This is a genomic window from Streptomyces sp. L2 (assembly GCF_004124325.1).
In the GTDB taxonomy this organism is placed as follows: Bacteria; Actinomycetota; Actinomycetes; order Streptomycetales; family Streptomycetaceae; genus Streptomyces.
This window is the reverse complement of sequence record NZ_QBDT01000001.1, coordinates 6636402-6661093: the sequence shown is the minus strand read 5'-3', so window position 1 is coordinate 6661093 and position 24692 is coordinate 6636402. Positions and strand designations below refer to the sequence as shown.

General features: G+C 72.3%; 22 protein-coding genes, 1 pseudogene and 1 riboswitch. Of the genes and pseudogenes, 7 read left to right on the top strand and 16 right to left on the bottom strand.

Annotated elements, in window-relative coordinates:
• The first annotated feature begins 99 nt into the window (after window positions 1-99).
• Together DBP14_RS29910 and DBP14_RS29905 are read left to right on the top strand one after the other, a co-directional pair.
• Window positions 100-719: pseudogene (locus DBP14_RS29910) on the top strand (hypothetical protein).
• A 431-nt stretch (window positions 720-1150) separates the two neighbouring features.
• Window positions 1151-3013: an AAA family ATPase gene (locus tag DBP14_RS29905; RefSeq protein ID WP_129310371.1), complete on the top strand. Its 1863-nt coding sequence runs from the start codon at window positions 1151-1153 to the stop codon at window positions 3011-3013.
• Between the two features lie 241 nt (window positions 3014-3254).
• On the opposite strand, the gene DBP14_RS29900 is transcribed toward DBP14_RS29905, so the two are convergent.
• From DBP14_RS29900 to DBP14_RS29855, 10 genes are all read right to left on the bottom strand, one after another.
• On the bottom strand, window positions 3255-4310 hold the full coding sequence (locus tag DBP14_RS29900; protein WP_129310368.1) for a hemolysin family protein: 1056 nt from the start codon (window positions 4308-4310) through the stop codon (window positions 3255-3257).
• Window positions 4307-5641, bottom strand: coding sequence for a hemolysin family protein (locus DBP14_RS29895; RefSeq protein ID WP_129310366.1), 1335 nt, complete (start codon window positions 5639-5641; stop codon window positions 4307-4309). Before DBP14_RS29895 ends, DBP14_RS29900 begins: the two co-directional genes overlap by 4 nt.
• A 225-nt stretch (window positions 5642-5866) precedes the next feature.
• Window positions 5867-6331, bottom strand: coding sequence for a PH domain-containing protein (locus DBP14_RS29890; RefSeq protein WP_129310364.1), 465 nt, complete (start codon window positions 6329-6331; stop codon window positions 5867-5869).
• Window positions 6332-6345: 14 nt separating this feature from the next.
• Entirely contained in the window at window positions 6346-7209 is an 864-nt protein-coding gene (gene hisG / locus DBP14_RS29885) for an ATP phosphoribosyltransferase (RefSeq protein ID WP_129310363.1), read from the bottom strand.
• Window positions 7210-7280: 71 nt separating this feature from the next.
• Window positions 7281-7553, bottom strand: coding sequence for a phosphoribosyl-ATP diphosphatase (locus tag DBP14_RS29880; protein WP_016434182.1), 273 nt, complete (start codon window positions 7551-7553; stop codon window positions 7281-7283).
• Between the two features lie 34 nt (window positions 7554-7587).
• Window positions 7588-8073 (bottom strand): 6,7-dimethyl-8-ribityllumazine synthase, encoded by a 486-nt coding sequence (gene ribH, locus DBP14_RS29875; protein WP_129310361.1) that lies wholly within the window; start codon window positions 8071-8073, stop codon window positions 7588-7590.
• A 21-nt stretch (window positions 8074-8094) separates the two neighbouring features.
• A complete protein-coding gene (locus DBP14_RS29870; RefSeq protein WP_129310359.1) occupies window positions 8095-9384 on the bottom strand; it encodes a bifunctional 3,4-dihydroxy-2-butanone-4-phosphate synthase/GTP cyclohydrolase II in 1290 nt (429 codons plus the stop codon).
• Complete coding sequence (locus DBP14_RS29865; protein ID WP_129310357.1) at window positions 9381-10022, bottom strand: nicotinamide mononucleotide transporter family protein; 642 nt, start codon at window positions 10020-10022, stop codon at window positions 9381-9383. Before DBP14_RS29865 ends, DBP14_RS29870 begins: the two co-directional genes overlap by 4 nt.
• The gene (locus tag DBP14_RS29860; protein WP_129310355.1) at window positions 10019-10621 is read right to left on the bottom strand and encodes a riboflavin synthase; all 603 of its coding nucleotides are present in this window, start codon (window positions 10619-10621) and stop codon (window positions 10019-10021) included. The genes DBP14_RS29865 and DBP14_RS29860 overlap by 4 nt, the downstream gene beginning before the upstream one ends.
• A 157-nt stretch (window positions 10622-10778) precedes the next feature.
• A riboswitch (FMN riboswitch) is annotated at window positions 10779-10909 on the bottom strand.
• 259 nt (window positions 10910-11168) lie between these two features.
• Window positions 11169-12518: an ROK family transcriptional regulator gene (locus tag DBP14_RS29855; protein ID WP_129310353.1), complete on the bottom strand. Its 1350-nt coding sequence runs from the start codon at window positions 12516-12518 to the stop codon at window positions 11169-11171.
• Window positions 12519-12641: 123 nt separating this feature from the next.
• On the opposite strand from DBP14_RS29855, the gene DBP14_RS29850 reads away from it, so the two are divergent.
• Complete coding sequence (locus tag DBP14_RS29850; RefSeq protein ID WP_129310351.1) at window positions 12642-13856, top strand: MFS transporter; 1215 nt, start codon at window positions 12642-12644, stop codon at window positions 13854-13856.
• Here DBP14_RS29850 and DBP14_RS29845 read toward each other — a convergent pair.
• Both DBP14_RS29845 and DBP14_RS29840 read right to left on the bottom strand, forming a co-directional pair.
• The gene (locus tag DBP14_RS29845) at window positions 13816-14274 is read right to left on the bottom strand and encodes an acyl-CoA thioesterase (protein WP_129310349.1); all 459 of its coding nucleotides are present in this window, start codon (window positions 14272-14274) and stop codon (window positions 13816-13818) included. The genes DBP14_RS29850 and DBP14_RS29845 overlap by 41 nt on opposite strands.
• A gap of 128 nt (window positions 14275-14402) precedes the next feature.
• Window positions 14403-15659: an alginate lyase family protein gene (locus DBP14_RS29840; RefSeq protein WP_129310347.1), complete on the bottom strand. Its 1257-nt coding sequence runs from the start codon at window positions 15657-15659 to the stop codon at window positions 14403-14405.
• Between the two features lie 133 nt (window positions 15660-15792).
• Here DBP14_RS29840 and DBP14_RS29835 point away from each other — a divergent pair, with 133 nt between their 5' ends.
• The 3 genes from DBP14_RS29835 to DBP14_RS29825 all read left to right on the top strand — a co-directional run bounded on the left by DBP14_RS29835 (window position 15793) and on the right by DBP14_RS29825 (window position 19113).
• The gene (locus DBP14_RS29835; protein ID WP_129310345.1) at window positions 15793-17184 is read left to right on the top strand and encodes a solute carrier family 23 protein; all 1392 of its coding nucleotides are present in this window, start codon (window positions 15793-15795) and stop codon (window positions 17182-17184) included.
• A 187-nt stretch (window positions 17185-17371) separates the two neighbouring features.
• Window positions 17372-18058: a DUF5995 family protein gene (locus tag DBP14_RS29830; protein WP_129310344.1), complete on the top strand. Its 687-nt coding sequence runs from the start codon at window positions 17372-17374 to the stop codon at window positions 18056-18058.
• A gap of 125 nt (window positions 18059-18183) precedes the next feature.
• Entirely contained in the window at window positions 18184-19113 is a 930-nt protein-coding gene (locus DBP14_RS29825; RefSeq protein WP_129310342.1) for an LLM class F420-dependent oxidoreductase, read from the top strand.
• Window positions 19114-19141: 28 nt separating this feature from the next.
• Here the strand turns inward: DBP14_RS29825 and DBP14_RS29820 are convergent, their stop codons facing one another.
• Entirely contained in the window at window positions 19142-20860 is a 1719-nt protein-coding gene (locus DBP14_RS29820; protein ID WP_129310340.1) for an NAD(P)/FAD-dependent oxidoreductase, read from the bottom strand.
• Window positions 20861-20909: 49 nt separating this feature from the next.
• Window positions 20910-21698, bottom strand: coding sequence for a carbon-nitrogen hydrolase family protein (locus DBP14_RS29815; protein ID WP_129310338.1), 789 nt, complete (start codon window positions 21696-21698; stop codon window positions 20910-20912).
• Between the two features lie 356 nt (window positions 21699-22054).
• Here DBP14_RS29815 and DBP14_RS29810 point away from each other — a divergent pair, with 356 nt between their 5' ends.
• On the top strand, window positions 22055-22627 hold the full coding sequence (locus tag DBP14_RS29810; protein ID WP_129310336.1) for a Repetin: 573 nt from the start codon (window positions 22055-22057) through the stop codon (window positions 22625-22627).
• A 34-nt stretch (window positions 22628-22661) separates the two neighbouring features.
• Here the strand turns inward: DBP14_RS29810 and DBP14_RS29805 are convergent, their stop codons facing one another.
• Together DBP14_RS29805 and DBP14_RS29800 are read right to left on the bottom strand one after the other, a co-directional pair.
• Complete coding sequence (locus tag DBP14_RS29805; protein WP_067129751.1) at window positions 22662-23114, bottom strand: Lrp/AsnC family transcriptional regulator; 453 nt, start codon at window positions 23112-23114, stop codon at window positions 22662-22664.
• A gap of 37 nt (window positions 23115-23151) precedes the next feature.
• Window positions 23152-24642 (bottom strand): amino acid permease, encoded by a 1491-nt coding sequence (locus DBP14_RS29800; RefSeq protein WP_129310334.1) that lies wholly within the window; start codon window positions 24640-24642, stop codon window positions 23152-23154.
• Between the last annotated feature and the right edge of the window lie 50 nt (window positions 24643-24692).

Sequence of the window (24692 nt, the reverse complement as noted above, 5' to 3'; positions counted from 1 at the left end):
GGTGTGACGTTTTTCCGGCCCACAGGTCCACCCGCTATGGGCTTCTACTAGAATGTTTCCGGAAAACCCCCCACACCGCACCACACCTCGGGAATCACCATTCACCACCTCGCCGCCCGGCTGAGCGGGCTCCCCCCGTCCTGCGGGCCGGTCCGGCTGGTCGGCGTCGACGGGCACGCCGGGTCCGGGAAGTCCACCTTCGCCGGACGGCTGGCCGCCGCCCTCGGCGGGGCGCCGGTGCTGCACCTGGACGACATCGCGAGCCACGAGCAGTTGTTCTCGTGGACGGAGCGACTGCTGACCCAGGTGATCGACCCGTTCACCCGCGGGGAGAGCGCGCTCTGCACCCCCTACGACTGGCGGGCCCGGCGCTTCGGCCCACCCCGCACGCTGCCGCCGGCCCCCGTGGTCCTCGTCGAGGGCGTCGGCGCGGGGCGCCGGGCGCTGCGGCCGCATCTGGCGCGGCTGCTGTGGATGGAGGTGTCCCCCGAGGAGTCCTGGGCGCGGGGCCGGGCGCGGGACGGAGCGGAACAGCGGGAGTTCTGGGACGGGTGGGTCAGGGCGGAGCGGGCGCACTTCGCCGACGACCCCTCACGGCCGTACGCCGACCTTCTGGTGCTGCGGTCTCCCCTGGGGTACGAGGTGCGTTCCGGGCCTGGCGCGACGGTTGGACCGGACCAGATGTGACCCACGGTGACGGACTGTCGGCAATGTGCTGAACTTGTGAAGACCCTTGTCCGGGCAACTTCTCCGAGAGCCCCAACTACGCTTGACCCGGGGGCCGTACAGGACTTACGTTCTCAATGTGCGGCCATTCGGAGCCGCCCGCATGCGCGAAGCCCCCGGTTGTTCCCCCGTGATCGGGGGCTTCGTTCTGCCCGCAGCCACTTTCGCGCCCTCCCCGCGCACCGCGCCGCTCACCCTCGGTCACCGCTCCCCGTGCGCCCCGTCTGCTCCCACCTCGCCGAACGGCCGGTGCGGCACCCTACGGCGCGCGGTCGTGCCGCGGGTACGATGCCCTCGGTGCGACCTTCGAGCAGCTGCCTCGCGCACCGCAACTCCGGTCCGCGGCAGGGCGGTTCGACCGCGGCGGGCCGCCGGGCCACCGCCCGGTGGCGAACCTACGGGGGCACGGTCTGTGGGGGACGTGATGGACTTCGGCACGCAGGGCCCCGAGGCCCCGGCCGGCCTCGCCTGGCTGCGGGGTGTGGACGCCTACACGATGGGCGCCTATCCGCAGGCGGAGGAGGAGTTCCGCGCCGCGGTGCGGATGGATCCCGGCATGGCCGACGCCTGGCTCGGGCTGCACGCGCTGCGCGTAGACACCACCACCGCACTGCTCAGGATGTTCCGGCACCGAGAACGCTTCGGGGAGCAGCGCGGCCGGCACCGGCGCACCCTCAACTCCTGGTACTGGCTGGGCTGGTGGGTGCAGCCGGTGCTGGAGAGCCCGCGCGATCTGCTGCTCGCGCACGCCTCGCACTGGCTGGACGGCCGGCACGTGCCCGAGCTGGACCGGGCGCTCGCGGGCCTCCCCCCGGTGGACACCGACCCGCAGGTCCGGTTCCTGCACGCGTGCCGCGCCTATCTGGTCAAGGACTGGGACCAGCTCGTACGGCACACCGATCCCCTGCTCGACGACGCGCTGCTCGGTATCGAGGCCGGCCTGTTCGGTGGCATGGCCCGGGTCCGGCTGGAGATGTACGGGCACGCCGAGCCGCTGCTGTCGGCGGCGCTGATGCGGTGCCGCAGTGAGCAGCCGCAGCGCAAGGAGCTGCGCTACTGGCTGGCGCGGGCGCACGAGGGCACCGGCCGCAGTGCCGCCGCGCTCCCCCTGTACCGGGCGGTGCACCGCGTCGACCCGGCCTTCATGGACACCTCGGCCCGGCTGGCCGCGATCGCCGAGGGCGACGGGTACGAGGACGCAGCCGGTTTCGCCGCGATCACCCTCACCGGGGCCGGGCAGGACGTGGTGGACGGGCAGGACCTCTTCGATCCGCTGTTCGGCACCGAGGGGCGGGACCTGCGGCTGCCCGAGCCCGACCTGCCGACCGGGCCGCTGCCGTCGGTGGGCGACCCGGCGGTGCGGGCGAAGACCGTCGCGCCGTCCTCGGAGCTGCCCGCCGGGCCGACCGATCCCGCGCTGCTGGAGGAGGCGCTGGCGGAGCTGGAGCGGATGGTGGGGCTGGAACCGGTCAAGCGCCAGGTCAAGGCGCTGTCGGCGCAGCTGAACATGGCGCGGCTGCGGGCCGGGCAGGGGTTGCCGGTGCAGCCGCCGAAACGGCACTTCGTGTTCTCGGGGCCGTCCGGGACGGGGAAGACCACGGTCGCGCGGATCCTGGGCCGGGTGTTCTACGCGCTCGGGCTGCTGGGCGGGGACCATCTGGTGGAGGCGCAGCGGGCCGATCTGGTCGGCGAGTACCTGGGGCAGACCGCCGTGAAGGCGAACGAGCTGATCGACTCCGCGATCGGCGGGGTGCTGTTCGTGGACGAGGCGTACTCGCTGTCCAACTCGGGGTACGGCAAGGGGGACGCGTACGGGGACGAGGCGTTGCAGGTGCTGCTGAAGCGGGCCGAGGACAACCGGGACCACCTGGTGGTGATCCTGGCGGGCTACCCGGAGGGCATGGACCGGCTGCTCGCGGCCAACCCCGGGTTGTCGTCGCGGTTCACCACGCGGGTGGACTTCCCGTCGTACCGGCCGGGTGAACTCACCTCGATCGGGGAGGTGCTCGCGGCGGATAACGGGGACGGGTGGGACGAGGAGGCGCTGGAGGAACTGGGGTCCATCGCCGGGCATGTGGTGGAGCAGGGGTGGATCGACGAGCTCGGGAACGGGCGGTTTCTGCGGACGCTGTACGAGAAGAGCTGTGCGTACCGGGATCTTCGCCTGTCGGGATATCTCGGGGCGCTGTCCCGTGACGACCTCGCCACGCTCCGCCTCCCCGACCTGATGCAGGCCTACGGCGAGGTCCTCTCGGGGCGAGGCCCTTCCGACCCGTCGGCGCTGTGACGCGGTTGCGGGCGGCGGCCGGGGGTGGGTTCCACTCACCCGCGCTGGCAGGGTGCCGCTGCGCCCACCCGTGCCGCCCCCAGCGGCACGCATGCCCGCAGCTACGTACGGCGGCGCGCGGCTGCGGCTGCGGCTGCGGCTGCGGCTGCGCAGCCGACAGAGCTGCGACGTGCCCCGTAAGGGGCGCGGGGAACTGCGCGAGAGGTCACCACGTACCCGCGCCGAGGGACGGCGCCCGGGGCTACGTCGCCAGGACTTGCTCGGGTTCCGGCGGAGCCACCCTGTGGGCCGGGTCTCGGACCTCGCCGACGAGGAGTTCGAGGGCGTCCTCGAGGGCGACGAGGCCGAGGACACGGCCGGAGGGGTCGGCGACCTGGGCCAGGTGGGTCGCGGCCCGGCGCATCACCGTGAGCGCGTCGTCGAGCGGCAGTTCCGCCCGGAGCGTGGTCATGGGCCGCCACACGTGCTGCGGCACCGCGCGGTCGGAGTCCTCCAGGTCCAGGACGTCCTTGACGTGCACGTACCCCATGAACGCCCCCTTCTCCGCGGCCACCGGGAAGCGGGAGTAGCCCGTGCGGGCGGTGAGGGCGACGATCTCGCCCGGGGTGACCGACGGCGGCACCGTGACCAGGGACTCGCGGGTGAGGAGGACGTCGGTGACCGGGCGTGAGCCCAGCTCCAGGGCGTCCTCCAGGCGTTCCCGCTCCTCCGGCCCGAGCAGCCCCGCCTGACCGGAGTCCTCCAGGAGCCGGTTGAGCTGTTCGCTGGTGACGACCGCCTCGACCTCGTCCTTCGGCTCGACCCGGAACAGCCGCAGGATGCCCTGCGCGCAGGCGCCGAGCGCGACGGTGATCGGCCTGCACAGCCGGGCGAAGGCGACGAGCCCGGGGCTCAACCACAGCGCGGCCTTCTCGGGCGCGGCCATCGCGAGGTTCTTCGGCACCATCTCGCCGATGACGAGGTGGAAGAAGACCACGGCGGCGAGGGCGATGACGTAGCCCAGCGGGTGCACCATGCCGTCGGGCAGGTGGACCGCCGCGAACACCGGCTCCAGCAGATGCGCCACCGTCGGCTCGGCGACCGCGCCCAGCGTCAGGGAGCAGACGGTGATGCCGAACTGCGCCGCCGCCATCATCTGCGGCAGCCGCTCCAGCCCGTACAGCACCTGCCGGGCCCGCGCGGTGCCGAGCGGTTCGATCTGGCTGCGGCGGACGGAGACCAAGGAGAACTCGGCGCCGACGAAGAAGCCGTTGGCGAGCACGAGCAGTCCGGCGAAGACCAGTTGGAGGACGCTCATCGGACGGCCTCCATCACGTTCACCGCGGGGGCGGTGCGGACCAGGCGGACCCGTTCGGCGCGGTAGTGGCCGACCTGGCGGACGGACAGCCGCCAGCCGGGCAGTTCGGCCCGGTCACCGGGGGCCGGGATACGGCCGAGCCGGTCGGCGACGAGGCCGGCGACCGTCTCGTACGGCCCCTCCGGCACGTCGAGGCCTATGCGCTGCAGGATGTCGACGCGGCAGCTGCCGTCCACGTCCCACGCGGGCCTGCCGTCCTCGGGCGGGGCGGCGGCCAGCTCGGGCATGTCCTTGGCGTCGTGCTCGTCGCGGACCTCGCCGACGAGTTCCTCGACGATGTCCTCCAGGGTGACGACACCGGCCGTGCCGCCGTACTCGTCGACGACGACGGCGATGGGCTGCTCGCTGCGCAGCCGGGCGAGGAGCGGCTGGACGGGCAGGGTCTCGGGAACGAGGAGCGCCTTGCGGGCGATCCGGCTCACCGGGGTCCGCAGCCGCTCGTGCACGGGGACGGCGAGGGCGTCCTTGAGGTGGGCCATGCCGACGATCTCGTCGATCTTCTCCCGGTAGACGGGGAAGCGGGACAGGCCGGTGGCGCGGGTGAGGTTGACGACGTCCTCGGCGGTCGCCGACGCCTGCAGGGCGCTGACCTTCACGCGCGGGGTCATCACGTGCTGCGCGGTCAGCTCGCCCAGCGACAGGGTGCGCACGAACAGGTCTGCGGTGTCCTGCTCCAGGGCGCCCGCCCGCGCGGAGTGCCGGGCCAGGGACACCAGTTCGCCGGGGGTGCGGGCGGAGGCCAGCTCGTGCGCGGGTTCGACGCCCAGGGCCCGCACGAGCCGGTTGGCGACCGTGTTGAGCATGGCGATCACCGGGCGGAACAGCAGGGCGAAGCGGTGCTGCGGGCCGGCCACGAACCGGGCGACCTGCAGCGGCTTGGACACCGCCCAGTTCTTGGGCACGAGTTCGCCGATCACCATCTGGATCGCGGAGGCGAGCAGCATGCCGACGACCACGGCGATGCCGGAGACGGCGCCGCCGGGGAGGCCGGTCGCGGCGAACGGGCCGCGCAGGAGGGCGGCGAGGGCCGGTTCGGCGAGCATGCCGACGACGAGGGAGGTGATGGTGATGCCGAGCTGGGTGCCGGAGAGCTGGAAGGACAGCTCCTTGAGCGATTCGACGACCGTGCGGGCCCGCCTGTCGCCGTCGGCGGCCGCCTTCTCGGCCTCCGGGCGCTCGACGGTGACGAGCCCGAACTCGGCGGCGACGAAGAAGCCGTTGGCGAGGATGAGCAGGAACGCCGCTGCCAGGAGCAGCAGGGGGATGGTCATGATGCCGCCGCCTCCGAGGTCTCACGGACGCGGTCCGCGGTATGTCGGGAGGGGGCGGCGCAGATACTACAGGACGATCCGTCCATCGCCGGAGAGGGTCACTCCTCGGGTAGCAGGAAGCCCCGTGCGCCGGGTGGCGCAGCAGGGACGGAGGCGCGACGAAAAAGCCTCCGCCAACAGATTAGTCAAGACCGGGCCCGGTACGGCAGGGTGGACGCCCCCGACTCAGCCCTGATCTTCCGCCGTATGGGCCGTCGCGTGGGCGCAGGCGAGTGCGCGGAGCGCCTGCGCGTCGGCGATGGCCCGCTTCCGGGCGAGGCCCGGCTGGATGCCGAGGGCGGGCAGGCTGGTGCCGTCGCTGAGGTTGAGGAACACCCAGGGGTCGCCCGGGCGGAGGTTCACCTGGAGGATCTCCGCCCAGTCCAGACGCCTTCTGCTGACGATGTTGACGACGGTGACACCGGTCTCGTCGGCGACGACCTTCACCCGGGCGAGCTGGGCGAGCACCCAGAAGAGGAGCGCGCCGGTGAGGATGAAGGTGAGCCGCTCCCCCGGGCCGAGCTGCTCCAGCAGCAGGGCGATCCAGGTGATGACCAGGAAGATCGCCAGGCCCGCGGTGAGCAGGATCACGCGGGTGTGGCCCGGGCGGAAGGTGACGGGCAGGGCGGGGAGGCCGGACGTGTCGGACATGGTCGAGCGGTCCCTCAGAGGCGGCAGGCGTGAATGGCCGTGGTCAGGATGGCACGGGCGCCGATCTCGTACAGGTCGTCCATGATGCGCTGGGCCTCCCGGGACGGGACCATGGCGCGGACGGCGACCCAGCCCTCGTTGTGCAGGGGGGAGACGGTCGGCGACTCCAGGCCGGGGGTCAGGGCGACGGCCCGCTCCAGCTGCTCGACACGGCAGTCGTAGTCCATCATCACGTACGTCCGGGCGACGAGGACGCCCTGCAGGCGGCGCAGGAACTGCTGGACCTTGGCCTCGTCGGCGTCGTCGGCCTCGGCGGCGGCGCCGGTGCGGCGGATGACGACGGCCTCGGACTTCATGATGGGCTCGCCGAAGACCTCCAGTCCGGCGTTGCGCAGCGAGGTGCCGGTCTCGACGACGTCGGCGATGACCTCGGCGACGCCCAGTTCGATCGCGGTCTCGACGGCGCCGTCGAGGTGGACGACGGAGGCGTCGACGCCGCGGTCGGCGAGGTGTCCGGCGACGATCCCCTCGTAGGAGGTGGCGACCGTCCTGCCCTTGAGGTCCTCGATGCCCTGCGCGGTGCCGGGCTTGGCGGCGAAGCGGAAGGTGGAGCGGGCGAAGCCGAGCGGGAGGATCTCCTCGGCGTCGGCACCGGAGTCGACGAGCAGGTCCCGGCCGGTCACCCCGATGTCGAGGCGGCCGGAGGAGACGTAGATCGCGATGTCGCGGGGGCGGAGGTAGAAGAACTCGACGTCGTTCTCGGGGTCGACGATCCGCAGTTCCTTGGACTCGCGGCGCTGCTGGTAGCCGGCCTCATGCAGCATCTCCGCCGCAGGGCCGGACAGGGAACCCTTGTTGGGGACGGCGATGCGCAGCATGAGGTTCGGCTTCCTTTGCTCGTTCTTCTACGGGGACGGGGGCGGGGTGGGGCAGGGCGCGGCCGTACGGCTCAGAGGTGGGCGTAGACGTCGTCCAGGGAGATCCCGCGGGCGACCATCATCACCTGGACGTGGTACAGCAGCTGGGAGATCTCCTCGGCCGCCGCCTCCTTGCCCTCGTGCTCGGCGGCCATCCACACCTCGGCGGCCTCCTCGACGACCTTCTTGCCGATGGCATGGACGCCCTTGCCGACCAGCTCAGCGGTGCGGGAGGTGGCGGGATCGCCGTGGGCGGCCTTGTGCTGGAGCTCGGTGAACAGCTCCTCGAACGTCTTCTTGGACATGGTGAGCCTTACCCTACGCGGTTCGGGCGACTCCCTAGTGCCAGGGTTCAGATACTGAGCGCAGCGTGGCGGCGGTCGCGATCGCCGCGGTCACCGCCTCGTGGCCCTTGTCCTCGTTCGAGCCCTCGATACCGGCCCGGTCGAGGGCCTGCTCCTCGGTGTCGCAGGTGAGCACGCCGAACCCGACGGGCACGCCGGTCTCGATCGACACCTGGGTCAGGCCCTGGGTGACGCCCTGGCAGACGTAGTCGAAGTGCGGGGTGCCGCCGCGGATGACGACGCCGAGCGCGACGACCGCGTCGTACCCGCGGCCCGCGAGGACCTTGGCGGCGACCGGCAGTTCGAAGCTGCCGGGCACCCGGATCAGGGTCGGCTCGTCGATGCCCAGCTCGTGCAGGGCGCGCATCGCGCCGTTGACCAGACCGTCCATCACCTTCTCGTGCCACTGCGCCGCGATGACGGCGACCCGCAGGTCGCTCGCGTTGCGTACGGACAGCTCCGGTGCACCCTTGCCGCTCACGTCTCTCCTCAGTGCGTTCTCTTACTGGTTGCCGCAGGTGGACACGGCCGGCGTGTCCAGCCAGGGCAGATCGTGCCCCATCCGGTCCCGCTTGGTGCGCAGGTACCGCAGGTTGTGCTCGCCGGCCTGGACGGGCATCGGCTCGCGGCCGGTGACCTTCAGGCCGTGGCGCAGCAGCGCGTCGGTCTTGTCGGGGTTGTTGGTCATCAGGCGGACGCCGCGGACGCCGAGGTCGGCGAGGATCCGCGCGCCGGCGCCGTAGTCCCGGGCGTCGGCGGGCAGGCCGAGTTCGAGGTTGGCGTCCAGGGTGTCGCGGCCCTGCTCCTGGAGTTCGTACGCCCGCAGTTTGGACAGCAGGCCGATGCCGCGCCCCTCGTGGCCGCGGAGGTAGACGACGACGCCCCGGCCCTCGGCCTGGATGCGTTCCAGGGAGGCGTCCAGCTGGGGGCCGCAGTCGCAGCGCAGGGAGGCGAAGATGTCGCCGGTGAGGCATTCGGAGTGGACGCGGACCAGGACGTCCTCGCCGTCGCCGATCTCGCCGTGGACGAGGGCGACGTGCTCGACGCCGTCGACGGTGGACCGGTAGCCGTAGGCGGTGAAGGTGCCGTACCGGGTGGGCAGGCGGGTCTCGGCCTCGCGGCGGACGGTGGGCTCGCTGGTACGGCGGTAGGCGATGAGGTCCTCGATGGAGATGATCGTCAGGCCGTGCTTGCGGGCGAACGGGATCAGCTCGGGCAGCCGGAGCATGCGGCCGTCCTCGCCGGCGATCTCGACGATGGCGCCGGCCGGGCGGAGTCCGGCGAGCCGGGCGAGGTCGACGGCGGCCTCGGTGTGGCCGTTGCGGACCAGGACGCCGCCGTCGCGGGCGCGCAGCGGGAAGATGTGGCCGGGGCGGACGAGGTCGGTGGGTTCGGCGGTGCCGCTCGCCAGCAGCTGGAGCGTGGTGGCGCGGTCGGCGGCCGAGATGCCGGTGCTCACGCCGTGCGCGGCGGAGGCGTCCACGGAGACGGTGAACGCGGTCTTCATGGACTCGGTGTTGTCCTCGACCATCTGCGGCAGTCGCAGCCGGTCGAGTTCCGCGCCCTCCATGGGGGCGCAGATCAGGCCGCGGCACTCGCTCATCATGAAGGCGACGATCTCGGGGGTCGCCTTCTCGGCGGCGATGACGAGGTCGCCCTCGTTCTCGCGGTCCTCGTCGTCGACGACGACGACGGGGCGGCCGAGCGCGATGTCGGCGACGGCCTGTTCGACGGGGTCGAGGCGGAACTCCTCGATGTCGTCCGTGCTGTAGAGGATCGGTGCCGAGGTCATGCCGGCGCTCCTTCCAGGACGGGCTGCGGGCTCTTGCGGGAGCGCAGCCACCAGTCGCGCATGCCCCACAGGACGAGTGCGCCGTAGATGACGTAGACGAAGCCGGAGAAGGCGTAGCCGTTGGCGAAGTTGAGGGGGACGCCGACGAAATCGACGAGGAGCCAGGCGAACCAGAACTCGACCATGCCGCGCGCCTGGGCGTACATGGCGACGACGGTGCCGACGAAGATGTACGCGTCCGGCCAGGGGTCCCAGGACAGGGACGGGTAGGCCTTGAAGAGGAGGGCCACGGCGGCGGTGCCGGCCGCGGCGGCCGCGACCATGGCGCCGCGTTCGCGCCAGGTGGCGAACCGGGGGGTGATGTGGCCGTCGGCGGAGCGGCCCTTGTCGCGCTGCCACTGCCACCAGCCGTACAGGGCGACGGCCATGACGACGGCCTGCTTTCCGGCGCTGCCGGTCAGGTGGCCGTAGAAGGCGGCGAACAGGACCAGGCCGGAGAGGAACTGCACGGGCCAGGTCCACAGGGAGCGGCGCCAGCCGAGCGCGAGGGTGATCAGGCCCAGGATGTTGCCGGTCATGTCGGACCAGATGATGCGCTGGCCGAACAGCGTGAACGCCTCGGAGTTGAGCCAGTTCACCGCCCGGCCCCCTGACCGGCCATCAGCCGCTCGACGTACTTGGCGATGACGTCCACTTCGAGGTTGACCGGGTCGCCGGGCTGCTTCACACCGAGCGTGGTGAGGGCCAGCGTGGTCGGGATGAGGCTGACGGTGAAGTAGTCCTGGCCGGCGTCGACGACGGTGAGGCTGATGCCGTCGACGGTGATGGAGCCCTTCTCGACGACGTAGCGCGCGAGGTCCGCGGGGAGCGAGACCTTGACGATCTCCCAGTTCTCCGAGGGCTTGCGCTCCAGCACCTCGCCGGTGCCGTCGACGTGCCCCTGCACGATGTGCCCGCCGAGGCGCGCGCCGACGGCCATGGGGCGCTCCAGGTTGACGCGGGAGCCGACGGTGAGCGCGCCCAGGCTGGAGCGGTTCAGGGTCTCGGCCATGACGTCGGCGGTGAATTCGTCGCCCTCGTGTTCGACGACGGTGAGGCAGACGCCGTTCACGGCGATGGAGTCGCCGTGCTGGGCGCCCTCGGTCACGACGGGGCCGCGGAGACGGAAGCGCGAGGCGTCGCCGAGGGTCTCGACGGCGGTGACCTCACCCAGTTCTTCGACGATTCCGGTGAACACTTCCCGGGTCCTCCTGCCTCATTCGGGCACGGACTCCGGGGCCTGTCGATGACGACAGAATCAACGGGTGAGCACACCGGGACGACGCCGAGATAGGCCGGTCCACGCAGGACCCAGCCCGAATACGGCGACGCGCACGGATACACGTGCCCGCCCGCCGCGCACTGCCTCCCATCCGGACTTTAACCGTCGGTCCAGGAATTTCACCTGGTCAACCGGCCGCTGGAAGCGACCGGGTCGCGGACTGTAACCGCCGGTTCGGAATTTCACCGACCCCGGAGTGCGCTGCTTCTGGTACGAGGCCAGTGTGCCACGCCTCGCACTCACCCAGACAGGGGATCGGTGTGGCTTCACTCACAGTACGTATCCCTGGACTTGCGCACCGAAACCGGGCAGCTCAACTGGCCTGAGTGTCAAGGGCCGTTGACCCGCCCCGCGACCCCGAACCCATTGACCATGCTGGTCTAGTCCAATTAGGGTGCGGGCGGGCCCGGCGGCGGTGACGACGGCCCTTGCCCGCCGCCGGGCCGTCGACCAGGGCCGCTGGTCAGGGCCAGCCGTCAGCCCCCCGCTCCGGGGGTGCGAACAACTCGTCCTGAGCTCGGTCGCGCGCCGTCAGCAGGGCACCCCGCAGGACGGCCGCCCCACCCAGGCCACTCGCCCGCACCTCGGTGGCGAGCGGCGACATCCGGCGGATCCGCCGCTCCACCCGTCCGGCCAGTTCCGCTCCCCCGGCCCGGCCAATCTCCCCGCCGAGCACCACGCATCCCGGGTCCAGGACGGCGACCACGGACGCGACACCGAGGGCGATCCGGTCGGCGAGGACGTCCAGGAAACGGGCGGACGCCGGGCCCGCATCCCCGCTTTCGGACGCCGGCCCCGGCCCCCCGCCCTCGGACGCCGAATCCGAGCCCTCGCCGACGGGCGCCGGCCCCGCCTCCGCGCCCGCGGACTCCGCCCCCGCGTCCGCCACGGCCGCCACGGCCGCCACCGCGTCGCGAACCACGGCCGCCGCAGCCGGACCGTCTGCCGCGCCCGGACCGTCCGCCGCCCCCGGCGCGTGGAGCCCGCACTCGCGGGCCAGGTCCCCGATCGCCGCCGCCCCGGCCAGGGAGTGGAAGCCGCCGTCGCAGTCGCTGCGCGAGGGCAGGGACGTCGTGCCCGGCACGGGGAGGAAGCCGATCTCGCCGGTGCCGCCGGAGGCGCCGCGGCGGAGGGCGCCGTCCAGGACGACCGCCGCGCCGACTCCGTGGCCGAGCCACAACAGGACGAACGTGTCGCGGTCCCGGGCGGCACCCTCGCGCTGTTCGGCCAGGGCGGCCAGGTTGGTCTCGTTCTCGACGGTGACCCGGGCCTCGGGCAGCCGTTCCTGGAGTGCGGCGACCAGGCGGCGGTGCCAGACGGGCAGTCCGCCGGAGTCGCGCAGATCACCGCTCGCAGGGTCGATGAGGCCCGGCGCGCCGATGCCGACGGTGTGCAGCCGGCCGGCGCCGGCCTCCTTCGCGGCCCGCTCCACCGCGGCCACTGCCCGCTCGACGGCCGTTCCGGTGCCGGTGCCGCCGCCGATGGGCACGGACGCCTCGGCGAGCACACGCCCCACCAGGTCGGACACCAGCACCGAGACGCCCCCGGTGCGCACGTCGAGCGCGGCGAGGTGGGCGCGGTCGGCGACGATCCCGTAGAGGCGGGCGTTGGGCCCCCGGCGCTGCTCGCCGGACTCGCCGACCACCGTGATCAGGCCGGCCGCGGTGAGCCGGTCCACGAGGTCGGCGACCGTCGGCCGGGACAGTCCGGTGAGCCTCTTCAACTCCCCTGCGGTCAGCGGGCCTTCCTGCTGGAGCAGACGTAGGGCGAGCCGGTCGTTGATGGCCCGGGCGGTGCTGGGTGATGCGGGCATGACCGGAATCCTCCCAGACACGGGCGTCGCGATACTCACTATCTATCAGGCAGGGTCCCTGATAGTTTACGGCGGTACCACTGGACGGGGAGGTACGCCACCGGACGAGGGAGGGGCTGGGCCATGGCCGACGGGGAGTACACACGCGAGGAGGTCCGGCGCGCCCGGTACGCGGTCGCGGCCGTCTTCGCCGTGCACGGCGCCGTGACCGGTTCCTTCGCCACCCGCGTGCCCTGGGTCCAGGAACACGCCTCGCTCAGCGCCGGCCAGCTCGGATTCGCGCTGGCCTTCACCGCGCTCGGTGCCTCGTGCGCCATGCCGCTGGCCGGCCGGATCAGCCACACCTTCGGCAGCCGGACGGCCCTGCGCGGCCTCATCGCGCTGTGGACGCTGTCGCTGGTCCTGCCGGCCCTCGCGCCGAACCTGTACACGCTCTGCCTGGCGATGTTCACCTACGGCGCCTGCGCGGGCATGGCCGACGTGGCGATGAACGCGCTCGGGGTCGAGGTGGAGCGGCTGCTCGGCAAGTCCATCATGTCGGGGCTGCACGGCATGTGGAGCGCGGGCGCGCTGATCGGCTCGGCCGGGGGCACCCTCGCCGCGCACCTCGGCGCGGACGCGCGCGTGCACTTCCTGCTCGCCGCGGCCGTCCTCACCGTGCTGGGCGTGCTGGCCGCCGGCCGGGTCCTCGACGTCCAGCCCGCCGAGGACGAGGAGCCGCCGCCGCGGTTCGCGCTGCCGCCCCGCTCGGCGCTGCTGATCGGCGCCGTCGGTTTCTGCGCGGTGTTCGCGGAGGGCGCGAGCCTGGACTGGTCGGCGGTCTACCTCCGCGACCAACTGGACACCTCGGCCGGTCTGGCCGCCGCGACGACGACCGGGTTCATGCTGACCATGGCGGTGGCCCGGATCGCCGGGGACGCGGTGGTGAACCGCTTCGGCGCGGTCCGCACCGTGCGGGCCGGCGGCTTCCTCGCCGTGCTCGGCGGCGTGCTGATCGTCGTCGCGGGGCACCCGGCGGTGGCGATGGCGGGGTTCGCGCTGATGGGGCTCGGCATCGCGGTGGTCGTACCGCTGTGCTTCGCCGCCGCGGGGCACGCCGGGCCCAACCCCAGTCAGGCCATCGCGGGCGTCGCGACCATCACCTACACCTCGGGGCTGATCGCGCCGAGCCTGATCGGCGGGGTAGCCCAGGCGACCAGCCTGATGGTCTCGTTCTGCGTGGTGTCCGCGCTGGCCTTCGGTCTCGCCCTGTTCGCGGGCGTGCTGCGCACCGCGGAGCGCGGCGTCGCCGGCGAGGTCAGCCGACGGGCCGCAGCAGTCCCCGACCCACGGCCCTGAAGCCCTCGCTCCAGGGAGCCGGCCGCAGCGTCGCCGCGTCCAGCCGGACCAGGACCCGGGTGCCGCGCGCGTAGGTCTCGGTCCCGTCGGCGGAGCAGAACCGGAAGCCGTAGGTCAGGCCGGTGGTGCCGAGCCGTTCCAGCCAGAGGTGGACGGCGTAGCCACCGGGGCGGGTCACCGGTGCCTCATAGGTGATGGTGAGTTCCCTGACCGCGTTGCAGGCGTCCCCGGCCGCCACCCAGTCGCCGTCGAAGCGCACCCCGTGCTCGTTCCACAGCTCGGTCCACGCGCGCTCGACCATCAGCGGGTAGCGGGCGTTGTGGAGGAGCCCCAGCGCGTCGAGGTCGTCGAAGTGGACGGTGACGGGGATCAGCCGGCCGTGGGCGACGACGGGGGCGGGCGGGGCTTCGGCGGTCACGGGTGGAACTCCTGAACAGGGCGGGCGGGGCGCGGGACACCCCCGGACCCTTCCACCCTAAGCGACCGCTCAGCAACCGCTAGGCGACGGGCGGGCCGGGGAACTCCCTGGTCAACGGCCCGGCGCGGTCATCCCGCGATCGAGTCCAGCTGCTCGGCGGCGGGCCGCAGGGCCCACAGGTCACCGCCGGGAGGCGCCTGGAGGTCCGGTACGGCCGCCCGCGCCGCCCGGTCGCCCGCGTCCGCCGCCGCGTGCACCACGTCGCTCGCCGCGTACCGGTGGAACTCCAGCTCCGGGTGCGGCCAGGCCGCGGCTCCCGTCGCGGCGGGCAGCAGATAGTCGACCGCCTTGAACAGGCTCTGCCCGTCGGGGCCGCGGTAGTGCCACAGGTCCACCCCCACGTGCCGGCCGATGGCCGCGAGCCGGGTGTAGGCGACCAGGTCGAAGGTGGAGTAGTGCCAGCTGCGGGTGCGGGCGAGTTCCTGCGGCTGACCGCCGTCGCCCGCGATCTGCGGGTCGATCCGCTTCGCGCGCGCGTCGAGCACGGTGCGCCGGGCCAGGGCCCGGTCGCCGGTGGCGTAGGCGAGGGCGGCGAGCTGCATGTCGTAGAACGTGCCGTGGTTGTTGGCGGCGGCGCCCTCCTGCTTGCCGAAGGCGCTGTTCTTCAGCCAGTCCAGGAAGCGGGAGTTCCACCCGCGCATCGCGGCGCGGTCGCCGGCGGTCCAGCCGGGGGCGCCGGTGGCGAGGAGGGCCTGCGCGTCGAGCACGCTCGTGTACGACTGCGAGAAGTCGATGACCCCGATGGCCCGGCCGTCGTACTTGCAGGGGATGAACTGGGCGTGGTCCAGGTCGGGGTTCATCCGGGTGGCCGGGTCCAGGAACCAGGTGCGCAGGATCTGCCCGGCCTTCTCGGCGTAGCTCCGCCTGCCGGTGTAGTACCAGGCGAGCGCGAGGTCGTACGTCGAGTCGAAGACCTTCTCGGCGTCCTGCCGGTCGGTGCCGCTGTCGACCTCGGGATTGCGCTGTCCGTCGCGCTGGACGTACGGGCAGCCCCACGGGTTGCCGGCGGTGGGGGCCGTGGTGGGCCACCAGTAGGGCGCCTGGCTGAGGTACTCGTGGACGTCGCCGCCGGGCGCGGGCCGGGGCTTGTCGACGACCGTCCAGGGCCCCTGGCCGAGCCAGGCGTCCGCGCGGTCGGTCAGCGCGGCGACCGCACGGCGCAGCGCGGGGTCGTGGGGCAGGCGGGCCCGTGCCCGCTGGAGCCGGGCGCCGTCGAGGACGGCGGTGGCCGGGGTGCGCGGTGCCGCGTGCGCGGAGGGGACGAGTACGGCTCCGCACGCGACCACGGCGGCGAGGACGAGGGCCACTCGGGATCTGACGCCCATCGGACACTCCTGAGAGTCATGAGACATGTATATGAATGATGTTCATGAATGAGACCGTGTGAGCGTAGAGCCCCCAGCTACCCCTGACAATGGTCCGGAACGTCTTCACGTACAGAGAAAGCGAAACCCCACCATGGATCTCGGCGTGCGCTGGAAGCTGCACGGTGACGGACGCGTTCCCGCGCCCGGAGCGGTGGTACGCCCCGACGAACGGCTCTCCTGGCCCCGCACCGTGGGGCTCGGCGCCCAGCACGTGGTCGCGATGTTCGGCGCGTCGTTCGTCGCCCCCGTCTTGATGGGTCTCGACCCGAACCTCGCCATCATGATGTCCGGCGTGGCGACGGTGATCTTCCTCCTCGCCACGCGCGGCCGGGTGCCCAGCTACCTCGGCTGCTCACTGTCGTTCGTGGGCGTGGCCGCCGTGATCCGGGCCCAGGGCGGCACGAGCGCGACGGTGACCGGGGCGATCCTCGTCGTCGGCGCCGTGCTGTTCCTCGTGGGGCTCGCGGTGCAGCGGTTCGGCGCGCGGATCATCCACGCGGCCATGCCGCCGATCGTCACCGGCGCCGTCGTCATGCTGATCGGCTTCAACCTGGCCCCGGTCACCGCCTCCACGTACTGGCCGCAGGACCAGTGGACCGCCCTGCTGGTCATGCTCTTCACCGGGCTCGCCGTGGTGTGCCTGCGCGGCTTCTGGTCCCGCGTCGCCATCTTCCTCGGCCTGGTCTTCGGGTACGGCATCTCCTGGGCCTTCGACCGGATCTTCGGCAAAATCCACTCCATGGGCGCGGGCGGCAAGGTCACCGACCACTGGCGCCTGGACCTCTCCGGCGTCTCGCACGCCGACTGGATCGGCCTGCCCCACTTCCACGGGCCGTCCTTCCAGTGGTCGGCGGTCCTGGTCGCGCTGCCGGTGGTGATCGCCCTGGTCGCCGAGAACGCGGGGCACGTGAAGGCGGTGGGCGAGATGACCGGCGACCCGCTGGACGACAAGCTCGGTACGGCGATCTCGGCGGACGGCGTCGCCTCGGTGCTGTCGACCGCGGTCGGCGGCCCGCCGAACACCACGTACTCCGAGAACATCGGCGTGATGGCCGCGACCCGCGTCTACTCCACCGCCGCCTACTGGGCCGCCGCCGGCTTCGCGCTCCTCTTCGGCGTCTGCCCCAAGTTCGGCGCGGTGGTGGCCGCGATCCCGGGCGGGGTGCTCGGCGGCATCACGGTCATCCTGTACGGCATGATCGGGCTCCTCGGCGCCCAGATCTGGCTCAACGCCAAGGTGGACCTGCGCAACCCGCTGAACCTGGTCCCGGCCGCCGCGGGCATCATCATCGGCGTCGGAAACGTGACCATGAAGTTCACCGACACCTTCTCCCTCAGCGGCATCGCGCTCGGCACGCTGGTCGTGATCACCGGCTACCACGTGCTGCGCGCCTTCGCGCCCCCGCACCTGAAGGGACGGCAGCCGCTGCTGGACGAGGGGACGTCCTCCTACGACGACCGGGCCCCCCGCACCGAGCCGTAAGCACCGTGAACCGCAGGCACCCCGAACCGTAGGCGCCCCGAGCCGTAGGCACCCCGAACACTGGGCACCCCGAGCCCTAGGCGCCCCGACCGCCCGCTGTGCCCGGTTCGGTCCGTGGTTCCCCCGTTCCGGCGAAGCGCCGGGCCGGTCGGCGCGCGGGGCGGGCCGGGGCTGGGACCCTTCCCCCATGGCGCAGTTGGAGCAGTTCACCACCCCCGTCGACGCCGTCGTGTCCCGGATGCGTGCCCTCGACGCGGCACTGCCCGAGCGGGACGGGATCGCCGTGTTCAACCGTGTCTACCTCGCCGTCACCCGGGAGGTCGGCCGGCGCCTGACCAGGGGCGCGTTCCCCGACCCGCGGGCGGCGGCCACCCTGGACGTGCGGTTCGCCGAGCGCTATCTGGCCGCCGTGGACGCCGTCGCGGACGACCGCCGCCCGCCCGCCTGCTGGCGCCCCCTGTTCCAGCTGCGCCGCCATCCGGGTGTACGGCCGCTGCAGTTCGCGCTCGCGGGCATCAACGCCCACATCGGGCACGACCTGGCGCTCGCGGTGGTGGACACCTGCCGTGCGCTCGGCTGCGAACCGGCCGACCTGGAGGACGAGTTCGACCGGGTGGGCGATCTCCTCGCCTCGCTGGAGGAACGCATCCGCGAGGATCTGATGCCGGGCCCCGACCTGCTCCAGATCGCCGATCCGCTCACCCACCTGCTGGGCTCCTGGAGCCTGGAGCGGGCCCGGGAGGCGACCTGGTCGGCGGCGAGGGCGCTGTGGGCGCTGCGCCGGTTCGAGGACGTCGCCGAGGAGTTCACCGAGCGGCTGGACTCGGCCGTCGGCTTCGCGGGCCGGATGCTGCTCATCCCCCTGCCCGACTGAGCCGGTCGGCCGGGCGGCCACCCGCCGTCCGGCACCCCGATCAGGCCAACCTCCGCGCGGCCTCCTGGACGTCCCCGGCGATCTCTGTACGTTGAACGGGCAACCGATCTCGAAGGAGTACGCACATGGCGACCCGGCTCGGACTCGGCCTCCCGCAGAATCGGCAGTACGACCTCGGTACGGACGTGCCCGACGTGGCCCGCGCCGCCGAACGGACCGGGTACGACAGCCTGTGGGTGTACGAACGGGCCCTGTTCCCGGAGCCCGCCACCCAGGGCCTGTACGGCATTCCGGGCCTGCCCTGGCCCGACGACTACCGGAACGTCGCCGACCCGCTCGTCACGCTCACCCTCGCGGCCGCCGCCACCGAGCGGGTCGGACTGGGCACGGCGATCCTGGTCGCCCCGCTGCACCAGCCGTTCCGGCTGGCCAAGTCGCTGGCCTCGCTGGACGCGGCCAGCGGCGGCCGGGTGATCGCCGGCCTGGGCTCGGGCTGGTCCCACGACGAGTTCGCGGCGACCGGCGTCAGGCCCTTCGAGGAGCGCGGCCGGGTGCTGGACGAGACGCTCGACGTCTGCCGGGCGGTGTGGGGCCCGGACCCGGTGTCGTACGAGGGCTCGATCACGAGGATCGCCCCGGCGGTGGTCGGCCCCAAGCCGGCCCGGCCGATCCCGATCCTGCTGGCCGGCTCCGGCAGGAAGGCCCTGCGCCGGCTGGTGGACCACGCCGACGGCTGGATCCCGGTGAGCCAGGGCGCCGAGCAGATCGCGGCCCAATGGGCGGAGCTGCAGGACCTGGCCGCCGAGCGCGGCCGCAAGGAGCCGCTGCGCACCGCGGTCCGGGTCAACGCCGCGCACTCGGCGCGCCCGTACCCGGGCGAGGACCGCCGCGCCTTCCAGGGCAGCACCGAGCAGATCGTCGGGGACCTGCTCCGCCACGCCGAGCTGGGCGTGGACGAGATCCTGATCGACCTGCAGACGACCCCGCGCGACGCCCAGGAACTGAAGGACGTCGCGGCGGAGGTCTACGCGGCGGCCCGTTCGGCCGGCGTGTGAGCCGGTCCGGCGGTGCTTTCCCGGGCGCTCAGTCCTCGGGGAGTTCCACGGGCGCGATGTCGTCGTAGACGTCGCCGGGGCCCGGGTTGGTCGCGTCGGTCGCGCCGCCGAACTGGTGCATGACGCCCCAGACCGCGTTCAGCGCGGTCTGGATCGCGCCCTCGGCCCAGCCGGCCGTCCAGGAGATGTCGTCACCGGCGAGGAAGATGCCCCGCTTGTCCTCGGGCAGCCGGTCCTGCATGAAGTGCGTGAACAGGCGCCGCTGGTAGCGGTAGTGGCCGGGCAGGTTCGCCTTGAACGCGCCCATGAAGTAGGGCTCGTTCTCCCAGGAGACCGTCACCGGGTTGCCGATGACGTGCTTGCGGATGTCGACGTTCGGGTAGATCTCGCCGAGCGACTTCAGCATGACCTCCATCCGCTCGTTCGCGGAGAGCGGCAGCCACTTCAGGCTGTCGTCGCACCAGGTGTACGACAGGCAGATGACGGCCGGCTTGTCCGGGCCGTCGTCGAGCAGGTAGGTGCCGCGGGTCATGCGGTCGGTGAGCGTCATCGACATGACGTCCCGGCCCGTCGGATTTCCCCTGTCGTCGACGGCCTTGTCCAGCCAGAACGGCCGGTCCACGGGCACGAACAGCTTGCTGGACTCCATGTAGTGGGTGCGCTCGATCGCCGTCCAGTGGTCGATCGGGAACAGCGAGTCGTCGCAGGCGATCTTGGACAGCAGCATCCAGGACTGGGCGGTGAAGATCGCCGCCTGGTAGGTGCGGATGTCGCCGTTCGCGTCGGTCACGGTGATCTGGTTGCCCGCGGTGCGGTGCAGCCGGGTCACGGCCGGCCTGGGCTCGCCGTCCAGGTGCAGGGACTTCAGCGAGGTGCCGTACGGCCAGTGGACGATCTTCTCCGGCTCGCGCTCCCACAGGCGCAGCGGCAGCTGCTGGGAGCCGCCGACGATGCCGCGGTGGTGGTCGTCGGCCTCGGTGTAGACGACGCGGAGGATCTCCAGGATGGAGTTCGGGAAGTCGGTGTCCCAGCCGCCGGTGCCGAAGCCGACCTGGCCGAAGATCTCCCGGTGCCGGAAGGACTTGAAGGCCTCGGAGTCGCACAGGAAGCCGTAGAAGGTCTGGTTGTCGAGCTTCTCGACGAGCTTGGCCCAGATCTCCCGGATGCGGGGCACGTCCCGCTCGCGCATGGCGCGGTTCATGTCGGAGAAGTCCGCGCCCTCGTCGAGGCACTTGTTCCACGCCTCGGCGACGTCCCGGTACACCTGGGGCAGGTCGTCGATCGTCTCGGCGTAGTGCGACTCGCCCTTGAGGTCGACGACCGTCGACGGGGTGGCCTCGGCGAGCGGGTTCGGGAAGGGCCGCGTCTCGAGACCGACCAGGTCGATGTAGTGCTGGAGGGCCGTGGAGGACGGCGGGAAGCGCATCGCGCCCATCTCCGCGGTCAGCCCCTCCGTCCGGGAGCCGCCCTCGAAGCCGACCGTGCGCAGCCGGCCGCCGAGCTGGTCGGCCTCGTAGACGACGGGCTTGAGGCCCATCTTCATCAGCTCGTAGGCGGCGACGACACCGGACAGACCGCCGCCGATGACGGCGACCTCGGTGCCGTGCTCGGTCGCCGGGACCTGGCCGAGGCCCGCCGGGTGGGCCAGGAAGTCGTCGTACGCGTAAGGAAAGTCCGGGCCGAACATGGTGATCGGCGGCTGCTGCTCGTCGGCGTGCTCGACGGCGTTGGGCACCGTGGACGTCATGGGGTACGGACTCCTTGCGCGGGGGTGGTTCGGGGCGGGCTCGTTACGGTCAGACCAGGGGCCGGTACAGGCCGGGGCGGCGGTCCCTCAGGTACGGGTTGGCCTCGCGGGAGGCGGCTAGGAAGGCGGGGTCGGCGTCGGCGAACACCAGCTGCTCCGCTCGTCCGGCACGGGCGCGGGCGACCCCGTCGGGCCCGGCGAGGGCGGACAGCCCGACGAACTCGAACTCCCCCTCCTGGCCGACCCGGTTGACGTAGGCGACGTACATCTGGTTCTCGAAGGCGCGCACCGGGATCATCGACTCGGCGACGAACTCGAACGGGTGCATCTGCGCGGTCGGGACCACGAGGAGGTCGGTGCCGGCCAGGGCGTGGGCGCGGACGTTCTCCGGGAATTCGATGTCGTAGCAGACCAGGAGGCCGACGGTGAGGCCGTTCAGCTCGGCCTGGACGATCAGCTGCTCGCCCGGCGTGAAGTGCTCGCGCTCGAAGCAGCCGAAGAGGTGGGTCTTGCGGTAGTTCGCGAGCCGGGTGCCGTCGGCGGAGATCAGCTGGGCCGCGTTGTGGACGCTGTCGCCGGCGCGCTCCGGGTAGCCGTAGGCGACGGCCACGCCGTGCCGGGCCGCGATCTCGGCGATCGCGTCGGTGGAGTCGCCGTCGGCGGGCTCGGCGAGGCGGGCGATGTCGTCACCGATCGCGTACCCGGTCAGGAACATCTCCGGCGCGGCCAGCAGCGCGGCGCCCCCGGCGGCGGCACGGGCCGCGGCCTCGTCGAGGACCTTGAGGTTCTCGGCGATCGAGCCGGGCCGGCCGGAGCTCTGGAGCAGGGCGGTGCGCATGCGTGATCCTCACCGGAAAGGGGGTTTGGGGGGCCACTAAGACGGTACGGTCGGCGCGCTCGGGCGGACAAGAAGGAGCCGTTGCGCGCCGGTGCGCGGTTCGTTGCGTGGAGCGGGGGGGCGGTGGCGATTCGTTGCGCGCCGCCGGGCGGGGTCCGCCTCCTCCCCGGGGCGCAGGCGAGGGTCAGGGCTCCCCGCCGCACGGGGGAGGCGGGAGGCCACCCGAGGGGCGATGTGCGGGCGGTCCGGCGCCGGGAGAGTGGTCCCCGTTCACCGACGCGTTCGTCCTACGTGTTGATCCGACGCGTTGATCCGACGCGTTGATCCGACGCGTTCGACCTGGGGAAAGGGCCGCCATGAAGCGCCGTACGAAGATCGCCGTTGTCTCGCTGACCGCCGCGCTGCTGATCACCGCGGGATCGGCCGGGGCGGCGGTCGCCTCGGGGGGCGGGGCGGCCGGAACCGCCGTGGCCGCGCACCCTCACCAGCGGGAGGCCGCCGCGCTCACCGGCACCGCCAAGCTGTACCGCTCGGCCGGGGACGACATCACGTTCAGCTTCGACGCGCACCTCGCCGCGGCGGACACCAAGGACCCGACGAAGGCCACCGGCACCTTCCGCTTCAGCCACTACCTGAACGGGCGGGGCGCCTGGGCCGAGGCGTCGGTGGACTGCCTGCTCACCGGCGGGAAGGTCGCCGTCGTGTCCGGCGTGATCACGGACTCGGACCTGCCTGGCGCCAAGGGCACCCGGGTCGGGGTGAGCGTCCACGACCTCGGCCGGCACGACCGGCTGGGCTACAGCTGGGCGGCCGTGGGCAACCCGGCCGACGTCAAGGACCTGCCGAAGTGCGTCGCGTCGGCGCCGTTCGAGAAGGTGAAGCCGGGCACGGGCGACTTCCACGTCGTGCCGTGGCACCCGGCGCTGTGACCGGCCGGCTGGGACCGGCCGGCAGTGACCCGGCCTAGCCGGGTGCGCCGGACGAGAAGCGGCGCAGCAGCGGGGACAGGACCAGGACCGACTTCGTGCGCTCCACGAACGGCTCGCCGGCGATCCGCTCCAGCACCCGTTCGAAGTGGCGCATGTCGGAGGCGAAGACCTGGGCGATCGCGTCCGCGTCGCCGGTGACGGTCGACGCGGCCACGACCTCCTGGTAGCGCTCCAGGCCCCGCTGGATGGTCTCCGGCGAGGTGTTGCGCCGGCAGTGGATCTCGATGTACCCCTCGGTCTCCCAGCCGAGGGCCGCCGGGTCCACCCGTACGGTGAACCCGGTGATGGCTCCGGTGGCGCGCAGCCGGTCCACGCGCCGCTTGACGGCGGGCGCGGACAGGCCGACGAGCTGCCCGATGTCCGCGTAGGAGCGGCGGGCGTCCTCGGCGAGGGCGTGCACGATGCGTTCGTCGAGATCGTTCAGCACTGGGGGTGGTTCACTTCTTCGGTTCGGTCAGGTCTCGTCAGTTCTCTGCCGCCGGCGCGACGTCCTCAGCGGTCGCGAGGCGGGAACGGCGATAGCCGTACACGAAGTAGAACACGAGCCCGACCGCCATCCAGACACCGAAGACCACCCAGGTGACGGCCGACAGGCTGCCCATCATCCACACGCAGAAGGCGAAGCCCAGCGCGGGCAGCAGCGGCGACAGCGGCACCCGGAACGTGCGCTTCATCTGCGGGCGGCTCCGGCGCAGCACCACGACGGCCACGTTGACCAGCGCGAAGGCGAACAGGGTGCCGATGCTGGTCGCGTCGGCCAGCTGACCGAGCGGGATGGCGGCGGCGAGGACACCGCAGAACAGGGAGACGATCACCGTGTTGGCGCGCGGCGCGCCGGTCTTCGGGTGGACCTTGGCGAAGACCTTCGGGACGAGGCCGTCGCGGGACATCGCGAAGAGGATGCGCGTCTGGCCGTAGAGCACGGTCAGGACGACGCTGGCGATGGCGATGACGGCGCAGAAGGCGAGCAGGGTGCCCCAGAAGCTCTGGCCGGTGACGTCCGTCATGATCTGGGCGAGGGCGGCCTCGGAGTCGTTGAACGTCCGCCACGGCTTGGCGCCCACGGCGACCGCCGCGACCAGCACGTACAGGGCCGTGACGATGACGAGTGACAGCATGATCGCGCGGGGCAGGTCGCGCTGGGCGTTCTTCGCCTCCTCGCCGGCGGTGGAGGCCGCGTCGAAACCGATGTAGGAGAAGAACAGCGTGGCCCCGGCCGCGCTGACACCGGCCATGCCAAGCGGCATGAAGTGGGCGTAGTTGCCGGACTTGAAGCCCATGAAGCCGATGGCGCAGAACAGCACCAGCGCGGCGATCTTCACGCACACCATGATCGTGTTGGCCCGCGCGGACTCCTTGGCGCCGCCGAGCAGGAACACCATGGCGAGCAGGACGACGATCAGCGCCGGCAGGTTGAAGACGCCGCCGTCGACGCCGGGCGGGGACGACAGGGCCGCCGGCAGGGTGACGCCGATCGTGCCCTTGAGCAGCTCGTTGAGGTACTCGCCCCAGCCGACGGCCACGGCGGCGACCGAGACGCCGTACTCCAGCAGCAGGCACCAGCCGCAGATCCAGGCGATCAGCTCGCCCATGGTTGCGTATGCGTACGAGTACGAGGAGCCGGCGACCGGGATGGTACCGGCCAGCTCGGCGTAGGACAGGGCCGAGAAGAGGGCGGTGAGGCCGGCGATCACGAAGGAGAGGGTGACGGCCGGGCCGGCCTTGGGGACGGCCTCGCCGAGCACCACGAAGATGCCGGTGCCGAGGGTGGCACCGATGCTGATCATGGTCAGCTGCCACAGTCCGAGGGATCGCCGCAGCGACCCTCCCTCGCCGTGGCCGCCCTCCGCGACCAGGCGTTCCACGGGCTTGCGACGCATCAGGCGCGCGGCGACGCCCGGGGACGCCGGGGCGGCCGTTCTGTGGCTCTGTGGGGGTGCGCCTTGGTCGAGCACGCGCTGGCTCCTTTTCGCTGCCGGTCAGGGCGAGCGGAGACCGGACGGCA